This window comes from uncultured Microbulbifer sp., from assembly GCF_947498635.1.
GTDB classification, from domain to species: Bacteria; Pseudomonadota; Gammaproteobacteria; order Pseudomonadales; family Cellvibrionaceae; genus Microbulbifer; species Microbulbifer echini.
Genome location: NZ_CANMKV010000042.1, coordinates 17,248 through 35,447 on the forward strand (window position 1 = coordinate 17,248; position 18,200 = coordinate 35,447).

General features: G+C 47.9%; 10 protein-coding genes and 1 pseudogene. 7 read left to right on the forward strand and 4 right to left on the reverse strand.

Annotated elements, in window-relative coordinates; genetic code table 11:
• The first annotated feature begins 116 nt into the window (after positions 1-116).
• Positions 117-731 (forward strand): cob(I)yrinic acid a,c-diamide adenosyltransferase, encoded by a 615-nt coding sequence (cobO, locus tag Q1A69_RS16960; protein ID WP_299588037.1) that lies wholly within the window; start codon positions 117-119, stop codon positions 729-731.
• Between the two features lie 160 nt (positions 732-891).
• On the opposite strand, the gene Q1A69_RS16965 is transcribed toward cobO, so the two are convergent.
• Entirely contained in the window at positions 892-1,968 is a 1,077-nt protein-coding gene (locus Q1A69_RS16965; RefSeq protein ID WP_299588039.1) for an AraC family transcriptional regulator, read from the reverse strand.
• A 726-nt stretch (positions 1,969-2,694) separates the two neighbouring features.
• Positions 2,695-4,296 carry an AbgT family transporter gene (locus tag Q1A69_RS16970; protein ID WP_299588041.1) on the reverse strand — a complete coding sequence of 534 codons (1,602 nt, stop codon included), beginning with the start codon at positions 4,294-4,296 and terminating at the stop codon, positions 2,695-2,697.
• Between the two features lie 374 nt (positions 4,297-4,670).
• On the opposite strand from Q1A69_RS16970, the gene Q1A69_RS16975 reads away from it, so the two are divergent.
• The gene (locus Q1A69_RS16975; protein ID WP_299588043.1) at positions 4,671-5,372 is read left to right on the forward strand and encodes a gamma-glutamyl-gamma-aminobutyrate hydrolase family protein; all 702 of its coding nucleotides are present in this window, start codon (positions 4,671-4,673) and stop codon (positions 5,370-5,372) included.
• A gap of 519 nt (positions 5,373-5,891) precedes the next feature.
• Positions 5,892-8,765: a TonB-dependent receptor gene (locus tag Q1A69_RS16980; protein WP_299588046.1), complete on the forward strand. Its 2,874-nt coding sequence runs from the start codon at positions 5,892-5,894 to the stop codon at positions 8,763-8,765.
• Between the two features lie 142 nt (positions 8,766-8,907).
• Here Q1A69_RS16980 and Q1A69_RS16985 read toward each other — a convergent pair.
• Together Q1A69_RS16985 and Q1A69_RS16990 are read right to left on the reverse strand one after the other, a co-directional pair.
• Positions 8,908-9,611, reverse strand: a pseudogene (locus Q1A69_RS16985) (IS1595 family transposase).
• 388 nt (positions 9,612-9,999) lie between these two features.
• The gene (locus tag Q1A69_RS16990) at positions 10,000-10,320 is read right to left on the reverse strand and encodes a hypothetical protein (RefSeq protein ID WP_299588048.1); all 321 of its coding nucleotides are present in this window, start codon (positions 10,318-10,320) and stop codon (positions 10,000-10,002) included.
• A gap of 256 nt (positions 10,321-10,576) precedes the next feature.
• Here Q1A69_RS16990 and Q1A69_RS16995 point away from each other — a divergent pair, with 256 nt between their 5' ends.
• From Q1A69_RS16995 to Q1A69_RS17010, 4 genes are all read left to right on the forward strand, one after another.
• On the forward strand, positions 10,577-10,705 hold the full coding sequence (locus tag Q1A69_RS16995; protein ID WP_299588050.1) for a hypothetical protein: 129 nt from the start codon (positions 10,577-10,579) through the stop codon (positions 10,703-10,705).
• Between the two features lie 1,098 nt (positions 10,706-11,803).
• The gene (locus Q1A69_RS17000; protein WP_299588053.1) at positions 11,804-12,904 is read left to right on the forward strand and encodes an HlyD family efflux transporter periplasmic adaptor subunit; all 1,101 of its coding nucleotides are present in this window, start codon (positions 11,804-11,806) and stop codon (positions 12,902-12,904) included.
• A complete protein-coding gene (locus tag Q1A69_RS17005; protein WP_299588056.1) occupies positions 12,901-15,639 on the forward strand; it encodes an ATP-binding cassette domain-containing protein in 2,739 nt (912 codons plus the stop codon). The genes Q1A69_RS17000 and Q1A69_RS17005 overlap by 4 nt, the downstream gene beginning before the upstream one ends.
• A 46-nt stretch (positions 15,640-15,685) precedes the next feature.
• Positions 15,686-17,767 (forward strand): ABC transporter ATP-binding protein, encoded by a 2,082-nt coding sequence (locus tag Q1A69_RS17010; RefSeq protein WP_299588059.1) that lies wholly within the window; start codon positions 15,686-15,688, stop codon positions 17,765-17,767.
• Positions 17,768-18,200 lie beyond the last annotated feature (433 nt).

The following is an 18,200-nucleotide window of genomic DNA, read 5'->3' on the forward strand; positions in this document are numbered from 1 at the left end:
AAATAACACTGGTGGCGATATGGGGAGGGGCATTTGTTGATCGGGAAATTATTTCCCTTTTGATCCTAGAAAGTGAATATGCACATTTTCATTAATTCTAATATTTGTTGGTGTTTATGAGTCCTGAATCACAAGACAAAAATGGTCGCCATAAGGCGCGTATGCAAAGCCGCAAGAAGGTTGTGGATGAGGCGGTATCCAAAGCTCTGGAGGAACGCGGCATAGTGGTTCTCTACACCGGTGATGGCAAGGGCAAAACCACTGCGGCTATGGGCACAGTTACCCGTGCTCTGGGTTATGGCTATTCCACCGTAGTCACTCAGTTTATAAAGGGGACCTGGGAGTGCGGTGAGAAGAACCTATTGATGAGTGCTGCCCACCCGCTGCAATGGCACCAAATGGGTACCGATTTTACCTGGGAAACTCAGGACTTTGACGCCGATAAAGCTGCTGCTATAGCGCTTTGGGAGAAAGCCCGGGAGGCCCTGCGCAATAAAGAGGTGTACCTCGTGGTATTGGATGAGCTGACCTACGCGCTGAATTACCGCTGGTTGGATAAAGAGGCAGTATTACAGGCGATAACTCAGCGCCCAAGGGAACAGACGGTAATTATTACTGGGCGTGGCGCCAAGCAGTACCTTAAGGATATCGCCGATACCGTAAGTGAAATGCGCGCGGAAAAGCATGCGTTCAACAGCGGTATTGCCGCTCGCAGGGGCATAGAGTGGTGAGCTGTAGCTGGCGCCCGCTCAGAGTAATATGCAACGTTGCCTGACAGAGGTAATTTTTTTCTGGCGATATTAGGGGAGTAGTAGGTCTACCTTATGGCAGGTAAAGCACAAGGTTTTGGCTGCGATAGGAGTGCGTAGCCAAAACCTTGTGAACTGGTGTTTATTCGACTGTCTCTAGTGCTTGCTCAGCTTCTGCGGCTTCCTTTTCCGCCAACTGTGCCATTAGCTGCCGCCTGATCCGCATGGGGGTGGTGCCAAACCATCGATAACAGGCGCGGTTAAAGGAGCTCTGCTCGCGATAGCCCAACATATCGGAAATCTGTGACATAGGCGGCTGTTTACCGCTCAAATAAAACTCGGCGCGCTCCCGGCGAATGCGGTCCAGTAAATCCTCAAAGACCAGCTCCCGGTCACGCAACCGGCGTTGCAGGGTGCGTTTATGCATCCCCAGCTGGTTGGCTACTTCTTGCAGGCTACTGCGCTTCAATGGCATCAGGCAGTAAATCAGCTGCTGGACCTGTTTTACCAGGCTGGTCTCTCCCTGCTGTAACAGCTCTTCAATGTAAGTTTTCAATAACGGGCGCAGGCTCGGATTACATTTCTCCGTGGGTTGTAGCAGTGAGCCGCTATTTAGAATAAATGCATCATTTTCCTGGCCAAAGTGCACCGGGACACCAAAGAAGTTTTCGTAATATTCATGCAGGGGCCGTTCGGTTTTTAGGTGAACGCTCTCCAGTTGAAAGTTACTCCCGCATAGGTGCTGCAGGGCCACGAGAGATACCCCAACCAGAAACTCCCGGCATTGCTGTGGGGCTAGGTGGGAGTCCGAAGGGAGTAAGTGCTCGAGGTCATCAATGCAGTGGAAATTGAGGTGTGTATATCTGCCCTTTTTTGTGAGTTCAACCCGAAGGTCATAGGGTGGGCTACCCAGTTGTTTAACCGCAGCATTCAGGAACTCGCCGAGAGTAAGGGACTGTAGTACAGCGGCACCCAGGGACCCGAGGGCGGCGGCTCCCTGGCTGTAGGCGAGGCGCAAGCCAAAGTCAGAACAGTTCAATTGGGTCGCGGCTCTGTCCACCAGATCGGTGACCAAATCCAAGCCGAGATATCCATCCAGGCTTTCCACCTGATGGGGGTTGATGCGCGAACTGATCAGTAGTGCCTCAGGGCTACCTTTTAATTGGCTCACCAACTCGTAAAAGCCTGTTAACAGGGTCGTTCTTATTTGTTGAGTCAATTTTTTATTAATCCTGTGAATCCCTGGGAAAGTTGCTGTTATAGATTTCTCAGGGTGAAAGGGTTTAATCCGGCGGCATAGATCGAATTTGGGCGGATATTACAGATAAAGAGCGGCCTTATGGCTCATCGTATTGATCTGTTGAGGGCTTAACTGCAACTGGATGAGAGGACAGTCTTGCCGGCCAGGGCCTGCTTTAAGTTGACGTCCTGAAATGTCAGTGATGGAGGGCAATAGCAATCTTTACCTCCAGTAGTGAAGGTAAGGTAGGGCACAACCACAGTGCTCGTCCTGAGCGGAAAATAAATGATAGTTAGATCAGGGCAGGGCTCTGCTGGCGATAATCCGCGTATCGATCTCCGCTAAACGTTATTACGATGTAATGTTACTCGTTTTTTCTGGATGATTTAAAGGCTATTAATCACTTGGGAGTGCTTAGGGTTAGCCTCTCTTGAAAAATAATTCCATACAAATAATTTAAATTGGTAATAAATGCTCTCGCTGTTCATTTTGACACTTTTTGTTTTATGACGACTGCGTCACTGGGAATATTAATTTTTTAGTGATGGCTATCGAAAAAATGTCCTAGCGGGTAAATCGGTCCTATTGGAGATGGAAACCGGATGATACCTAAGGGGCAGGAGGGGTTATTGAGGGGTGAGCTTGTACATTTCTTTCGCATTTGAAAAGGCCCGCTAAAGAGCGGGCCTTTTCAGTAAGGGGTTTTTAGCCACCGTAATAGGTTGCTGCACCGGGCCCAACAGGGAGGCCAAAGGCAAATACCCAGAGATAGAACAGGGCGGTCCAGCTAACAAAGAAGAAGATGGAGTAGGGGATCATTGTGGCGATCAGCGTGCCCATACCAAGGTCTTTCTTATAGCGGGCGGCGAAGGTGATGATCAAACCGAAGTAGCTCATCATCGGAGTAATCACATTGGTCACCGAGTCGCCAATACGGTAGGCGGCCTGGATCACTTCCGGTGCGTACCCAAGAAGCATCAGCATAGGTACAAAGATAGGAGCGGTAACGGCCCATTGTGCCGAGGCGCTACCCAGCATTAGGTTCACAAATCCGCACATCATAATGAAGAACAGGAACAGCAGAGGGCCCGTCAGGCCGATACTCTGTAAGGTGTCGGCGCCGAGTACGGCAAAGATGGTTCCCAAGTTGGTGACTTTGAAGAAAGCTACAAACTGCGCCGCAAAGAACACCAGCACAATATACATGCCCATGCTGTTCATGCTTCTGGCCATAGCATCAATGACATCGCGGTCGTTCTTCATAGTGCCCACCACCTTGCCGTAGACAAAGCCGGGAATAGCGAAGAACACCAAAATAAGAGACACAATACCTTTTAGGAATGGAGAGCCAGCCACCAGACCGGTTTCGGGATTGCGCAGCACACCCCATTCGGGCACTACCGAGAGTGCAAATACCGCAGAGACGGCGAGAACAGCGAGGCCAGCATATTTGAGCCCGCGTTTTTCATCGTCGGTTAGGGTGCCCAGTTTGTCCTGACTCAGGTCCACGGAGGCTTCGTTGGGATCGTACTTACCCAGCTTCGGCTCCACAATCGCCATGGTCACCCAGCTACCCACGATGGTAATCAGGAAGGTACTGATGATCATAAAGAACCAGTTCACCTCGGGGCCCACACTGTAGGTGGGGTCGATCATGTGGGCTGCCGATTCAGTAATGCCGGATAACAATGGGTCCACGGTGCCCAATAATAGGTTGGCGCTGTAGCCGCCAGAGACACCGGCAAAAGCGGCAGCCAGACCCGCCAGTGGGTGACGACCCAGAGAGTGGAAAATCATGGCGGCCAGGGGAATCAGAACCACATAGCCGAGTTCCGAGGCCGTATTGGAAATGATGCCGGCGAAAACAACAATGACGGTCACTGTTCGCTTGGAGGCCTGAAGCACCAGGCCGCGCACGGCGGCACTTAGCAGTCCCGAATGCTCGGCAATCCCCACTCCGAGGAGGGCTACCAGTACGGTGCCCAGGGGCGCGAAGCCGGTAAAGTTATGCACCAGGCTGGTGACGATCATCCTGAGACCATCACCGCTCATCAGGTTGAAGACCTCAATGACACCATCGGGGTCGCGTCCCGCCGCACCCACCGGGCGCGGGTCGGCCACCGAAAGGCCAAAATAAGAAGCGATGCCACTCAGTACCACAACGCCCACGGCGAAGAGCGCGAAGAGAGTGATGGGATGGGGAAGCAGATTGCCTAGCCACTCCACCACGTCCAGGAAGCGGGTAAAGGCCGTTTTGCGTCCGGGGGGGCCGTCCTGCCGGTCGCTCGGGGAGGTCGTTGTGGTCATTGTTTGTCCTCAATTTTGTTGGCGGGTAACCCTAATTGCCTCTGGGATATCCGTTAGCCCAATAATTGGCTGAAAAATGTGCTAAGGCCGCGATCATACACAAAAGTCCTGGAGGTAAGAATGCCCGCGCTGGAATGTTGCGGGATACTTGGTCGTCGATTGCCTGCCTGGCGATGTCCCTGCTGTTCCAGGCGCACTTAGAGGGAATTGATTCTGGAGTACCAACAGGCCTCTTACCCAAGCGGTGAACTGAAGAGGATATGAGAAGGGAAGGGGAGCTTTGGAGGCGTAGTTTTTTGCGATAGGCCAGCCGACCTAGGATTCTGTTATATGCCATAATCCGAAAACTCAGCAGTCAACCCAGCGGTGAAATAATGAAGATTGGAGTATTAAAAACCGATGATGTGCGCAAAGAACTGGTGGGCGAATACGGTGAATACCCGGAGATGTTCGCTGACCTATTGCGCAGCCAGGATTCCACACTGGAATTCACCACCTACGAGGTGCAGCACGGTCAGTATCCGCATCAGGTCGATGAGGTAGATGCCTATTTGATCACCGGCAGTAAATCGGGTGTTTATGATGATAAAGAGTGGATACCGCCCCTGATGGATTTTGTGCGCAAGCTGCATGATCGGAAAAAACCGACCATCGGCATTTGCTTTGGCCATCAGCTAATTGCCCAGGCATTGGGAGGGAGGGCCCACAAGTCGGATAAAGGATGGGGCCTTGGGGTGCACTCCTACGAAATGCAAGAGACCCCCTCTTGGATGTCTGAACCTGTGGACAGTTTCAACCTTCTGGTCACGCATCAGGATCAAGTGGTTACACTGCCGCCCGGTGGCCGGATACTGGCATCCAGTGAGTTCTGCCCGATGGCAATGCTCCAGGTGGATGACCATATGCTCACTTTTCAGGCTCATCCAGAATTTACCAAGCCCTACTCAAACAGCTTAATGGAGCTGCGTCGCGAAGCTTTTGGTACGGATGTTGTGGAAAAGGGGCAGGCATCCTTGCAAAACGATATTCACGAGAATGCGGTTGCTCGGTGGATGTTGGAGTTTTTGCGTAAATAAAGGGTTAATCAGCATTTAAAAAAGGTGGGAAAACCACCTTTTTTAAATGCTGCCGATGCTACCTATAGAGTAGCTTTAAGTTCTTTTATATCCCTTTCTTAGTACTTTTATCTCTGTCTATAGTGGATTAAATTCTAGTAAGTATCCCTTCTCAATTCTCATTTTTTATTTGGGTTAGTATTTTCATATTTTTGGGGGAGCCTAAATAGAAATATGGTTTTACACAGCTATTGCTGTGTTTCCATTATTTTTATGGGGTTCAAGGAAATACTATTTTTCAGGTTAGAGCTTTTACAATTTTGCGTCAGAAAGCCACAAAATTCTTGGCTTGAATATCATTTTTTCAGTTGTTTTTTGTGAAATGATTCCATCTTTATGAATTTTTTGAGACTTGCCTCTCATTTTTCTGGTGCATTTTTGGATTTACAAAGTTAAGAATATAGTTTCTCGGGATTGCTATCTCGATGTGCCTGATCGCGTCCCAGTTATCTAAATAAAATAAATTTACCTGGGGGTTTTATGATTTCATTAAGTGAAGCTAGGAAGGGGTTTTCGAAGAGTTTAATTGCTGTATCAATAGGAGCAGTGCTTGCAGCAAGTCAGGTCGCCTTGGCAGACAATACGACTGGTGCGATTAGAGGTTCTGTTGTCAATGTGGAAAAATCTGACAAAGTGAGAGTCACTAATCTATCTCGAGGCGTTTCTAGAGATATATCAATTAGTGATAAAGGTGAGTTTAGGGTAGGAAGTTTGCCTCCTGGTAAATATCAATTAGAACTTTTATCTGGTGATGAAGTTACTGAAACTCGATTGGTCTCAGTGAGTTTGGGTGGGACGGTCAATGTATTGCTTGGTGATAGCTCTCAGATGGAGGAGGTTGTCGTTAATGGTCAGCCTATATCTCAGCGGGATATCGGTATTGCTGAATCTGGTTTGGTTATTTCATCTGACGAAATCATTGAGCTGCCAGTGGCGCGCAACTTAAATTCAATTACACTTCTTGCTCCAAGTGTTTCCAAAGGTGATCGAACATTTGACCAATTTGGTGGTGGAACCAGTTTTGCTGGTTCCTCAATTGCTGAAAATGTAAGTTATATCAATGGGCTGAATACTACTAATTTTAGAAATGGCTTAGGTTATTCAACGGTACCATTCGAATTTTACGATAATATTCAGGTGAAGACGGGTGGATATTCGGCAAAGTTTGGTCGCTCTACTGGCGGTGTTATGAATGCCACTACAAAGAGTGGTTCAAATGAGTTTAAATTCGGTACCAGTGTTTATTATGATGAAGAAACTGATACGGCTCCAAATACTTTTGTTTGGGATAATGATAAAGATGTGTTGGATACTCGTGAAGCCAATATATATGCTTCCGGTGCGATTATAGAAGATCGACTTTTCTTCTACGCTCTCTATAGTAATGTTGTTGAAAACCAAGAATATTACGGAATAACTAGTGGGCGCGGATACAAGGAGGAAACAAAGTCAGATTTTTGGGGAGTGAAGCTTGATGGTTATATCAATGAAGATCATCGAGTAGAGTTTACTGCTTTTAGTGATGAGCGTGATATTGTTGAAGGAATTTATAATTACGATTCTGATACCGGTAAAACAGGTGATTATATTGGGGATATTGTTTATGGCCGGGGAGGTCATAACTGGATTGCTTCTTATATAGGTAACTTGAATGACTCTATGACCTTAAGTATCTCCTATGGTGAAAATTCACAGGATCGAAGTGAAGTTCCAGGTAACGATGAAGCTTCTACCGTTTATTGGTATAACCCTGGTCGTGTATCTATTGGTAATTGGGTTGGATCAAGTGTAGAGGTGGGTGAAGATACGCGAGAAATGTTTCGTGTAGATTTTTCCTGGACCATCGATGACCATATGGTGGAAGTCGGTATTGATAATGAAGTTAATAGTCTTACTGAGAATACTTCATATTCGGGTGGCGAAATATGGAGATTATATCCAGAGCTAGGCCGGGCTCGCCAGCTTATTTATGAAAACGTAGGAAGCTTCGAGACCGAGTCTTCTGCAATATATCTGCAAGATACTTGGCAGATAACGGATGATTGGTCTGTACAGTTTGGGCTTCGCAATGAGACGTTCACTAATAAAAATGCTGCCGGAAAGGAGTTTATTGATATTAGTGACCAATGGGCGCCGCGCTTTTCTACTGTTTGGGATCCATCTGGAGATGGTAGGCAAAAAGTATTTGCAAGCGCAGGGCTTTATTATCTTCCTGTGGCTTCAAACACAAATGTAAGGCTTGCAGGGGCGGAGTTATATACTAGCGAGTGGTTTGATTGGGAAAGTTCCTGCCTTAATAACGATGCAACTCCCTGTAATTTAGGGGATTCTGATGGACTATTTTATTTTGCAGACGGCAGTCTAAAAGATACCAGGAGTGTCGTGGATAAAAATATCGATCCAATGTATCAGTCGGAATATATCCTTGGGTATGAATATTTTTTGGATAATGGAATTCAGCTTGGTGTTAGAGGTATTTATCGTAACTTAGAGGTGGCTCTGGAAGATCTGGCAATTGATGCGGCGGTAATAAGCCACTATACCTCAACGGGCACCTGGGATGCATCTAAAGTAGGTGGGGCTAGTGTTGAAGATGTTTTTGGTGGATTCCACCAATATGTTCTGACCAACCCTGGTAATGATATGCGTATCTATATACCAGAGCAGGGTGAGTACATCAACTTATCCGCTGCCCAGTTGGGGTACCCAGAAGCTAAGCGTCAGTATGGTGCTGTTGAGTTTACTTTCAAGCGCCCATTTGATGGTCGATGGTCACTTGATGCCTCATATACGTGGGGTCATAGTTGGGGTAATAATGAGGGTTATGTTCGTTCAGATAATGGCCAAACTGACTCGGGCCTCACAACAAATTTCGATCAGCCTGGTTTGTTACATGGTGGGTATGGGGATTTGCCAAATGATCGTAGGCATACCATAAAAGCGTTTGGTACTTATAGTTTTGATATGGGGTTAAGGTTGGGGGCTAACTTTATGTGGCAAACTGGCCGCCCCAAAAACTGTTTTGGTATGCACCCAACAGATGATTTTGCTGCAGAGTATGGCTCTGAATCTTTCTACTGCCAAGGGAGGCTTAACTCACGTGGAAGCTTGGGTAGAACGGAGAATTACTGGAACTTAGATCTGAACGCGCAATACCCTGTTGAGTTGGCAAACAACCAAAAATTATTGGTGAGTTTAGATGTTTTCAATATATTTAATAATGACTCTGTTGTTGAAATTGAGGAAAAAGGTGACCTTGATGGTACAGCAGAAGCTTATGAATATTTTGGAGATCCCTACTACTATCAAACTCCCCGTAGTGTGCGATTAGGGTTGAGATATGATTTTAATTAAATCTCTTAGGTGATATTCTAATTTGTAGTGTTCCGTTAAGCTCAGGTAATCTCGAAGTTTTCCTGGGCTTAATTATTTTTAGGTTCTATTTTTACTGCTCTTTTTAGCTGGATGCGGTTTCATTACGCTGCCTAATTACCATCTATGTTAAGCCAATATTCGGCAGTCTTTCCGACATCGGTGGCGTCCGAAGTAAGATAAAAAATAATTTAGGAGTGAGTAATGACAGGTCAAATCTTCTATTTATTCGATATTGAAACTCAGCCAAATAACACTATGTATATTTCGGCCTAATCGTATGGTAGATGCTTCGTAGCGCACCCTTTAAATTGCCAAGAGCCGTATTCACCCAATAAAATTTAAGCTCTTCAACAGAAGTCCGACCTTCACCACAAATAATCTTGTCATGCACGCAATCAGCGTCTGTGATTGCATTGAAGCACGCAAAACTATCGGAGAACATTATGGCCACTTGCATGAGTTTCTGTTTTATACACACAAGCAGCGTTGTAAGAGGTACCTAGATGACGCGACAACTTTATACGGGAAATGCTTTTCTTATCATGCGAGATACGAAAGATTCCTAGGAGCCAAGTGGTGAGGGGCAACTTAGTGGAGTTAGAGATCGTACGAGGAGTGACCGACGAATGAGTCGACACCGGTTACACTGTTTGAGCTTGCGATAAGAAGGGTCGCAATACTTGTCGTGCCCGCAGTGAAGGCAAGAAAATCCGTTTGGATAACGTCATTGGTAGAGTGCATCAAAGCGTGGCTTTTCGCCTCCTTATTCTTTAGAAATTGGATCAAGCTAATGCCCTTCTGGAGCTGCACTTTGTTGCGATCCATGGAGGATTACCTTGAGGATCAAGCAGGTGGTTGTTTATATATACAGTTATCTGTGGCTTGATAAGAGTGATAATTGGGTAAAGATGAGAGTATGAATGCTGTAGCCCAGTAATAATTCAGTGAGTATTGCGGTTAAAATTCATCGTCTCGAACAGAGATTTTCCAGGTGTAACATTCCAGAGAAGATATGCTGTGGATTTTAGGTAGTACTTCTGTGCTTAATGTTTGCCCCTGGGGCGGACGCGAAATTTTTATCGGGCACTTTATGGTTCTCTATGTTGTGCCTGTCCCCGAGAGAAATTTTAATTAATAAATGGGCAATATTGCAGTTATTACTTGAAACCAAGAGTTAAAATCTTTATAGGTTGATTTAATTTTATCAGAAAAATTAGTTCACTCCGGACATAAAGTCTTCATCCATCAGCTGAATTCTTACCCTGATAGGATCATCTATTTGAAAAATTCTTCGAGCCGTCTTATCCAGTTGAATAGCTAGTCTCTGTAACACTTCATGGGTGCGGGCGGGTTTTCGGCAGCAGATAATTTCAATATAACATCCAGCGGGTTCTACCTGTTTGGATTCAATAATGGCAACTAGTGCTTGCTCTCCCTGTGCTTCCAATCCTTCAATTATCATTTCGTTAAATAGATTGGCTACCGAATCTGGAATCAGTTTTGTGGAATCTACAAAAATTTTGCAGCTAGGCATATTTAGGATCCCTGATACTAGTAAAGAGATGCTCTGGCGCTGTACATTTCATTTGATTTCACCTACTCCTAGTGTAGCTGTTGTTGGCTAACATGCTAATTTCAAGTGGATAGTTAGACACCCTTAAAGGGCGGTCACTTTTAGTGCAGCAGCAGTAGGTGTGAACATCGGTAGCAGAGTATTTAGGGAGATTTTGAGGGTACTTTATTTGGCTTTAGTATGCGGTCAAGGCAACCTCAATAATAGATGACTGATAATGCCTGAGTTTGTAATTGGTGCGCTGCGCCTGGTCGGTATGTATCTGCGTTGCCAATTGCCCTGCGCGTTTGCCCAGTGCCTGCTCAGTACAAAAGAGGGGGGTACGGGTTTTGTACAGGTTCTATAGGTACAATTTATGCCGAACCCGACAGATTGGGACTGCTTTACTCGTTCCAGGTAGAGTTGGACAGGATGCGGAGTTAGGTGGCGCTCTACCCAGTCGAAATTATTAGGATTGGTTATATGCAAGCTTGCTGCAGAGGTCGGCATAAAACAACGGGTTTCCTGAATTAGTTGACTCGCTGCCAGGCGCTGAGGCCGGTTGTATTCGGCCAGTTGCTCATAAAAACAGTGACTATTTTGGGCTATAGCGGCATCCAGGTAGACTAAGTGCTGCACAGGGTGTCTTAGCCTGTCGGCCACTAGGGATGGGGTGATACTCCCAAAGCTGTGACCTAATAGAGTAACTCCATACAGTTCTTCCCACTCTATAAAGTTGACGATATCTTCAGTGAAGGTGTCGATACCAACTCATGGGGAAAGCAGGTGGCAGTGCTCCCCAAGGCCAGTTTGGGCTGGCGTGAAGACGCGATGTCCCGCAGCCTCTAGCCGTTTTCTCACTCTCCCCCAGCACCCTCCGCCGTGAAATAAGCCGTGTAGCAGGACAAAGGTTTGCGTCATGTAATGTACGCAGTCATAAATTGTTTTTTCAGTATAGAATCTACAGGTTATCAGAATTTTGGTGGCTTTTGCGGTAGAGGGCGTGTCAAGTTGTTGGGTAACTCAGAAATAGGCGAAGTAAAAAGTAGGAAGCTTCCAGTGCGTAAGCAAAAATATCTCATTCGCCGTGTCACTTCTTATCTTGCCTTATGAGCTGGAATGATATTTTTTAATGCTGCTGCTGCTGCTGCTGCTGCTGCTGGTTGTTGTTAGGTACCCGACCGATTGGGGGTCATATCTTTGTGAGCACTATAAAAAAATTGCTTTCTCAAGGATAAATAAAAAAATTCGGGTTTGACTAACCGATAGTAGGGATTTAGATTTGGCCGCTCGATACTCAGCACATGGCTGTATTCGTATTATAACCACAAAGAATCTTCATGCGCCTTAATTGGTACGAACTGGGTGAATTGTATTGCCAACACCGTTTATTCAAACTTCTCGCGCGATTAATTCTGATTCTTTCTACTCCCCTGGATTGATGAGTATTTTGGGTGTGCTCCTTATGGCAGCCTGGGCAGTTTGGTTCTTGTTTCAGGAAATCACTATTTATAGTGTCAGTGACCAAGCCAAACTGGAGCAAGAGCAGAATACCGTTCATGTCAGCACCCAGCGAACCGGTAGAGTGATTGCTATCCAGGCCTCACTAGGCGATACCCTCAATCGTGGAGATTTATTGATTGAGCTGGACACCAAAGCCTTGGACCTGGATTTGGATGGTGATTCACGAGTCTCCCAGAGTATCTCAACACAATTACAGTCGATCGAGCGCGAACATAGCTTGCGGAATAAGAAATTTTCCGAGGATGATAAGGCGTTGGGGGATCAACTAAGGTTGCTGCGACAACAGCATGAACTTCAGGTGAGCAATCAGAAAATACAGGCGGATGTGAAGGCGCGCTATGAGCGCTTGCTGCAGAAGCAGCAAAGCTCCGAGCTGGACTACCTTGCGGCAAAACGTACTTTCCAGCAGATGGCCATGGCCACTCTTGCATCGGAAGCGGCAATGCGTGCAATCAGTGATCGTCGGGACCAGCTGGCTAATGAGTACCAGCTGGCAGTGAGTGCGTTAGGGCAGCGTCGAGAAGATCTCCAGAGGCAGCTGACAGAGGTGAATACTCGAATTCAGCAGAGCTCCTTGGCTGCAGACGAACAGCGGTTGCGTGCGCCTATCGCGGGTAAACTTGCGTCTCTGGCAGATATTCGTGAGGGAGAGGTTTTGTTGGCGGGGCAACAGATTGCCACTCTCCAGGCAGAGGGCCGTATTACTGTTCAGGCTTTTTTCCCCCCTGCCTTGGCGCTGGGTCATATTCGCCCGGGACAAAGTGCGCAGGTGAAATTGGATGGATTCTCCTGGACGCGTTATGGCCAGCTACAGGCCCGTGTTGAACGGGTGGCTAGTGCGGTTCAGACGGGGCAGATTCTCGTTGAATTATCCCTGCGCGGAGAGGCCCCCCCGCAATTGCCATTACTGCATGATTTGCCGGCAAGGGTTGAGATCGCCACGGCGGTCAAGACACCTTATCAGTTACTGTTACAGAGGCTTGGGGATCTCTTGTCCGGGCAGGTAGAAAGCACGGCTAATTTACTGGAGACCCAGCAGTGAAGGGTGGTGCCCGTTGGCTGGTGCCCGAAGTTGTGCAGACCTCCAATATGGATTGTGGTCCGGCTTCTCTCAAGTGTTTGCTGGAGGGCTTTGGGGTCAATGTGCATTACGGCCACCTGCGTGATGCCTGTCAAACCGATGTAGATGGCACCTCGATAAATACGCTGGAAAAAATTGCTGTGGAGCTGGGGTTGGATGCTGCACAGATGGTGGTGCCCAAAGATCATCTGCTCCTGGATACGGCCGGTTATTTGCCGGGATTGGTGGTGGTGCGCCTGCCTAATGGCAACACCCATTTCGTTGTTGCCTGGCGCAACCACCGTGGAATTGTGCAGGTTATGGATCCAGCTTCGGGAAGGCGCTGGCCCAGCGCGCGTCGTTTTCTCGACGAGTTGCATATACACACGATGCGTGTTCCGCCTCAGGGCTGGCGGGCTTGGGCTGGCGGAAAAGATTTTCTTGATCCTTTGCGCGAGCGCATAAAGCAGTTAAAAATTTCTCAGGTTGTCAGCGAGGAAAGTTGTGCGTGTGCTCTGCAGCCTGGGGATTGGCTTTCGCTGGCTTTCCTCGATGCGAGTGTGCGGATGTTGTTTTCGTTAGTCTCCTCCGGAGCGGTGCGCCGTGGCAAAGAAGCCAGCGCAATGTTGCGTAAACTGATGACGGATTTTGCGAGTGACGCTACCAATGCTTATAGCTTGGTGCCTCAAAGTTACTGGTGTGTGAAACCACAGCAGGTCCCAGGAGCTGAAGGGAAGGAAGCCGTTGAGGTCGAGCCCAATCAGCTGGAATTTAGTGGCGCGGTCATTGTGAGCGTGAAGGGGCTGCGCGATACTGCCGAAGTAAATCCGGAGTCCGAGGCTTTATCCAAGGCCCTGCGAGCGCCGTCAGTACGTCCCCTACAGCAATTATGGGGATTTTTACGCGAAGACGGTCTGCTTGCTCCGAGTATTGTTTTGTTGGCGATGCTCGCTGCGGTATTTGGTCTGATGGTGGAGGCGTTGCTATTTCGCGGCCTGATAGATATCCACACGGAACTTGCTACAGAGGTGCAAAGACTGGGCACGGTTACTCTGTTGCTAGGATTTATGCTGACGCTCATTCTTGTGCAGTTACCTGCGACAAAGGTGCAACTGATGATTGGGCGGCACCTGGAAAATCGCTTTCGAATACGTTTTCTTTCTGCTCTTCCCAAAATCCCCGATCATTTTTTTCAAAGTCGCCCAACCTCGGATACTGCCGAGAGAAGCCATCGTATTTCCGCTCTGAGGGAATTGCCAGTATTGGGGGGCGGCATACTTTTTAAGGGGCTTTCATTACTCGCTACGGCTGTAGGTATTATTTTGATTGCCCCCCCCGCCGCGCCTTTGGTACTGCTAATGGCGGGTCTACAGATAGTTATCCCATTGTTGTTCCAGCCAGCGCTCAGTGATCGGAATATGCGTGTACAAACCCATGCTGGTGCACTGGCCAGGTTTTATATGGATGCGCTACTGGGGATCATCCCCATACGTACCCATGGTGCTGGCGAATCGGTGCGCCGAGAACATGAGAGCCTGCTCACTGAGTGGATTAAAGCCGGTTATTCCTCATTGCAATTCCAGCTTAATAGCCAAGTAGTGCAGCTGCTGGTGAATAGTATTTTAACGAGCGCTCTGGTTATTTACTGCGTCCAGATTCGAGGAGCCAGTCCCGACCTGCTTCTCTTGATTTACTGGGTGCTGGCGCTGCCACCACTCGGAGAAGATATCGCGGTATTAATGCGAGAATATCCGCGTCAGCGCAATACTCTCTTGAGAGCCCTGGAGCCTCTTCAGGCGGTACCCGACGAGGAGAGTAAAGATACGGCGGACACACAGATTCCTCGTCTAAAAGAGCCCGTGTCTTTTCATTTCGAAAATGTCAGTGTCAATGCCAGCGGGCGAAACATTCTTAGGGATATAAATCTTAAAATTGCTCCTGGTGAGCATATCGCCATTGTTGGAGCATCCGGTGCGGGCAAGTCTAGCCTCGCGGGTTTGTTATTGGGTTGGTACAAGCCGGCCACAGGGCGTGTGTTACTGAATGGTGAAGAGCTGACAGGAGAATTACAGGCCCGCTTCCGTTTGCAGTGTGCTTGGGTCGATCCTGCCATCCAGCTGTGGAACAGTAGCTTGCTGAATAACCTGCACTACGGCAACAGTGCCGATGCTCCCCTATATCCAATTCTCCAGCAGGCAGATCTTCTAAAGCTGGTGGCATCTCTGCCTGACGGTTTGCAGGGCACTCTGGGAGAAAGCGGCGCGCTGGTCAGTGGAGGAGAGGGCCAGCGTGTGCGCCTGGGGCGTGCTTTGGGGCGGGAATCGCCTGTTTGCGCGATCTTGGATGAACCATTTCGAGGGCTTGACCGCGAGCAGCGTCAGCGCTTGCTCGATCGGGTACGAAAGTTGTGGAAAGGGGTTAGCTTGATTTGTATCACTCACGATATTTCAGAAACTAAAAACTATCCCCGTGTATTGGTCGTGGAAGATGGACAAATTGTTGAAGATGCAGCCCCTAAAGACCTCGAAGCACAGAGGCAATCCCGCTATGCCCAGCTGCTATTAGCGGAAAAAAACCTCTGGAAAGAGTGCTGGCAGAATGAAGATTGGCGCCGCTTTTATATGAGTGATGGGCGTGTTAGCGAGGTGCAGCCTGCAAATAAAGTGCAAACGCCACAAAGAGCCACTCAATCCAAAGAGGTGGTTTGTGAAGCCTGAGAGCTCGCATAGCCAGTTGAAAAGCCTTTGTTGGCCGGTAAATCAAGTGAATAGCGCCTTGAGGGCCCTGGCTCAGGAGGCTGGCCTTAACCCGGTAGATCTTAGTGATGGGACAAATTCAGAAGTGTTATCGGATCTGGAAGCTCGCTTGTTGTTTGGCGCGGAATCGCTAGATCTAAAAATAGAGCGTGTCAGTTGCAAATATGGGGAGCTGGAACAGATGTTGGTACGGGCTGCACCGGCATTGGTTCGCTTGCGCGTTGCTGATGAGGAACTCTTTGTCGCTTTGTGTGGCGGGAGCCGGCGCTATCTACGTGTGCTCACTCCATCTTTGCAGGTTGTAAAGTTGCGTCCGCAGATAGTGCTGAGCCAACTAACTCGTGCGCACGAAGCCCTACAGCATCAACGTATTACCGATTTACTCGATAGTGCCAGTATCGTTGGGCGACGACGTATTCGTGCGACTTCAGCACTGTTGCGGGAGAACCTGACAGAACTACAAATTGATGAATGTTGGTTGCTTCGTCTCCCTGCACACCGCCCTTTTTTGCAGCAGTTGCGCCACCGCCGCCAGCATATACGTTTTTTAAGTATGATGGTTTGCCATACCCTACAAATGGCATTATTTATGGCCAGCTGGTGGTTAATTGGTTACGCCGTTCTCGAAGGCAGTATAGATACCGGTTGGCTGGCCGCCTGGGTGCTACTACTTATCACACAGATTCCTCTGTCAATGCTCACCGCGCGCTTACAAGGCTCAATATCGTTAGAAACTGGTGCGCTGTTAAAGCAGCGCTTACTCGCCAGTGCCTTGCGTATAGATCCTTTGAAGGTGCGTCACATGGGTTCGGGTCAGGTACTTGGGCGTGTCTACGATGCCGAAAATATCGAAGCCAGCGCTCTGCAGGGGGGCTTTTTGTTACTGCTTGGCGGTGTGGAATTGGTACTGGCTTCTCTGGTGCTGTTTTTGGGTGTTGGTGGGCCAGTGCTTTTGGGGATACTCCCAATATTTTTGCTTTTTGCCTTTGTCCTGGGGCGGGCTCAGTACCTTAGTCGAAGGCGCTGGACCAGCGATCGCCTGCACATGACCCATCGCTTGATTGAGAAGATGCTTGGCCACCGAACCCGTTTGGTACAGCAGCCCCCAGCGGATTGGCACAAGGGTGAAGATCGGGAGCAGGAGGAGTACTTACAGAGTTCTGCCACTATGGATGGCACTATGACCCGCCTGATTGCCCTGTTACCACGCTTCTGGCTGTTGTTGGGGCTGGTTGGCTTGATGCCGGTTTTTGTCAGCGGCTACAGTGAAAGTGCACAGATTGCTGTGGTTCTGGGTGGGATACTGCTTGGTTATCGCGCGGTACTTAAGTGCATGGGCGGATTTACGAGCGCCCTCAGTGCTCTTGTCGCCTGGGAGAAAGTACGCGAGCTTTTTTCTTTGGAGACTCCCGCAAAGGGAGTAACGTCCACGGCCGTTAAAGCGAATGGTGACGGGACAAGTATGGCAGGGGAAGGTCAACCCCTGTGCTATATCCGTGACTTGTATTTTTGTTATCCCGATAAAGACAAAGCGGCACTAGCGGATTGCAACCTGAGTATTTATTCGGGAGACCGCCTGCTTCTTCAAGGTGCTTCCGGTTCTGGCAAATCTACTTTAGCGAATGTAATTACTGGTGTTCAAAAACCGGATAATGGACTCCTACTAATTCATGGGTACGATCGAACCAGTATCGGCGCGGAACATTGGCGCAAGTTAGTCGCGTCAGCCCCCCAATTCCATGAAAATCATGTACTTGGTGATTCCTTCTTATTTAACTTATTAATGGGCGATGAATGGCCACCAAAGCCGGAAAGCGTAATCCGGGCTTACAGTATTTGTGATGAACTGGGGTTGACGCCATTATTAAAAAAAATGCCCGCAGGTATGCTGCAGACAGTTGGGGAAATGGGCTGGCGGCTATCGCACGGAGAAATGAGTCGCTTGTTTATAGCCCGGGCAATTCTGCAAAATGCGGAATTACTCGTGCTGGATGAAAGTTTTGCGGCATTGGATCCTGAGAATTTGAGACAATCGTTCCAGTGTGTGCGAAAAAATTCGAACAGCTTAATTGTGATCGCTCACCCATAATTTTTGGTTAATTATGGTGTGATTGGTTGAAGTCAGGTTAAGCTATGTGTTGTTCTTAACTATGTTTCGTTAGGGACATTATTTAAATTTTATATGGAGAAATGGTATGCATACTGAAACTAATATTTATGCTGGCCCAGAGGCAGGTATTGCACTGCCTGATGAAAATTAATTTCTATGTGATGAATGATTAAAGCTTGTTACTTTGGTGGGGAAGATGCTTATAATTGCTAAAGGGCAATGATTTAGGGCTTTCTTTTCCAGGTGGTTATTTAGGTTGGTAGCTATTGTTTAGGAACTTGCTAATCTAATATTACTGACATATGAGCTTTACCGTTTTGTAAAAAGCCCGCGTAAGCCTAGATTGCCAACATAAGTGACACACGTTTACCCACCAAAAATTCCAGTGGGCTCAAGTAATTTAACACCTTCC

Bases quoted from the DNA above. Each gene is read 5' to 3' on its own strand.
- cobO (WP_299588037.1), top strand. From the start codon at position 117: ATGAGTCCTGAATCACAAGACAAAAATGGTCGCCATAAGGCGCGTATG.
- Q1A69_RS16970 (WP_299588041.1), bottom strand. From the start codon at position 4,296: ATGACCACAACGACCTCCCCGAGCGACCGGCAGGACGGCCCCCCCGGA.
- Q1A69_RS16975 (WP_299588043.1), top strand. From the start codon at position 4,671: ATGAAGATTGGAGTATTAAAAACCGATGATGTGCGCAAAGAACTGGTG.
- Q1A69_RS16980 (WP_299588046.1), top strand. From the start codon at position 5,892: ATGATTTCATTAAGTGAAGCTAGGAAGGGGTTTTCGAAGAGTTTAATT.
- Q1A69_RS16990 (WP_299588048.1), bottom strand. From the start codon at position 10,320: ATGCCTAGCTGCAAAATTTTTGTAGATTCCACAAAACTGATTCCAGAT.
- Q1A69_RS16995 (WP_299588050.1), top strand. From the start codon at position 10,577: ATGCCTGAGTTTGTAATTGGTGCGCTGCGCCTGGTCGGTATGTATCTG.
- Q1A69_RS17000 (WP_299588053.1), top strand. From the start codon at position 11,804: ATGGCAGCCTGGGCAGTTTGGTTCTTGTTTCAGGAAATCACTATTTAT.